2 protein-coding genes are annotated in these 1,759 nt (G+C 41.2%); one reads left to right on the top strand and one right to left on the bottom strand.

All coding sequences use genetic code 11. From position 1 onward, the window contains the following. Positions 1 to 1,199, top strand: a 1,199-nt coding sequence (locus tag CXF78_RS16395; protein ID WP_102037377.1) for a bifunctional 2',3'-cyclic-nucleotide 2'-phosphodiesterase/3'-nucleotidase, incomplete at its 5' end; no start/stop codon positions are given. A gap of 125 nt (positions 1,200 to 1,324) precedes the next feature. On the opposite strand, the gene CXF78_RS16390 is transcribed toward CXF78_RS16395, so the two are convergent. Next, a partial coding sequence (locus tag CXF78_RS16390; protein ID WP_102037376.1) for an ATP-binding protein occupies positions 1,325 to 1,759 on the bottom strand: 435 nt, incomplete at its 5' end.

Genomic DNA, 1,759 nt, shown 5'->3' with positions numbered 1-1,759 from the left:
CTGACGTAGACAAAGGTTTATTGAATGGCGTTCCTGCCGTAATGCCTGGCCGCTGGGGTGATAACTTAGGTGTGGTAGACTTAGTTGTACGCCAAGTAGAAGGAAAATGGACCGTAATTCATGAAGAATCAACTGCTAAAGCACGCCCAATTTACGACAATGCTAATAAAGTAGAATTGGTTGAAGGTGAAGCTAGCTTACGTGATGCAATAGAAATTGAACACAATGGTACTATCGAATATGTTAGCCAACCTATTGGGGTTGCTGCCGCTAACATGTACAGCTTCTTAACGTTAGTTCAAGATGACCCAACGGTTCAGATTGTATCTAATGCTCAAATAGCACGTGTTAAAACATTAATTACTGATGATCTAAAAGATTTGCCAATCTTGTCAGCATCGGCACCATTTAAAGCCGGTGGACGTTATGCTGAAGGAGATGCAAGCCAATATGTACAAGTTGATGCTGGCGACCTTTCGTATAAGAACGCTGCTGACTTATACCTATACCCAAATACTATGGTTGCAGTTAAAGCTACCGGTGCGGAACTAAAAGATTGGTTAGAATGTTCTGCCAACCAGTTTAATCAAATTGACCCAAGCGTCAGTGCTCCACAAAATTTGATTAATCGCGCAGGCCACCCAACCTATAACTTCGACGTTATTGATGGCTTAACTTACAAAATTGATGTAACTCAACCAACTAAGTTTGACCGAAGCTGTGCTGTCGTTAACGCTGATGCAAATCGTATTGTTGACTTAGCATACACAGCACCTGACGGAACGGTTATTACGGGTGATGAATTAGCAGCGATGTCGTTTGTTGTGGCTTCAAATAACTACCGTGCTTTTGGTGGTTCATTTGCGGGTACCGGTTCAGACCACGTAGTGCTAGAACTGCCAGATACCAACCGTGATGCATTATCAGCTTATATTACTGAGCAATCACAACCAAATGCGACTGGTGGATATGATGCTATGGTTGATCCATCAGCTGATTACAACTGGGATTTTAAAACTATTGATAATGCGACTGTTGCATTAGACATTCGTTTTGAAACCCAAGACAGCGATGTTGCTGACAAGTTTGTTGCTGATAATCAACAACGTAAAATGGTAAAGTTACCTAAAACAGCTGATGTTGTAGCTGGCTTTGCGATTTATAGCATCGACCTAACTACACCTGTAGCTGCGAAGTAATTACTCGCGGACTAAATGCAAAAAGGCGCTTTATGCGCCTTTTTTATTTTTATTACTCAGTCCTGAAATATGGCCACACAACTTAAATACTGTAACTATCATTTAACAAATCACTTCCCACGTTATTACTCTTCAAACAACTGCGCCATTTTTTGAATATGCGCTAATGAAACTTGATGTTGATTTCGTTGCGCGCAAAGCTGTTGATGTTGGTCGTTATCTGGCTGCCCAACCAATACCACTTTAACTTGATAGCCTAATGCTTTTGCAGCGGCTTCATAAGCCATAAATTCCCATTTCGCGATATTAGTATTATCACAAATAACTATCGGTTCATTACGCGCCAACGCCTGAATAAAAGCCGTTAAATTAGCCTGATGATATTGGCCGATTTTTTGCGGATTAAAGCGGTACTGCCCTTGTTGATAAAAATAGCGGTCTGTAGAGAATAGGCCATGCTGACGGATATGAATCGCCTGCTCAATGCCTTGAGAAGTAATAAATTGTTCAACCCAATAAGATTTACCACTGCCAGGTAAACCACGCATAATAATCGCCAG

This window comes from Shewanella sp. 11B5, from assembly GCF_002836795.1.
GTDB lineage: Bacteria > Pseudomonadota > Gammaproteobacteria > Enterobacterales > Shewanellaceae > Shewanella > Shewanella frigidimarina.
The sequence above is the reverse complement of the archived record's forward strand: the minus strand, read 5'-3'. Positions and strand labels throughout refer to the sequence as shown.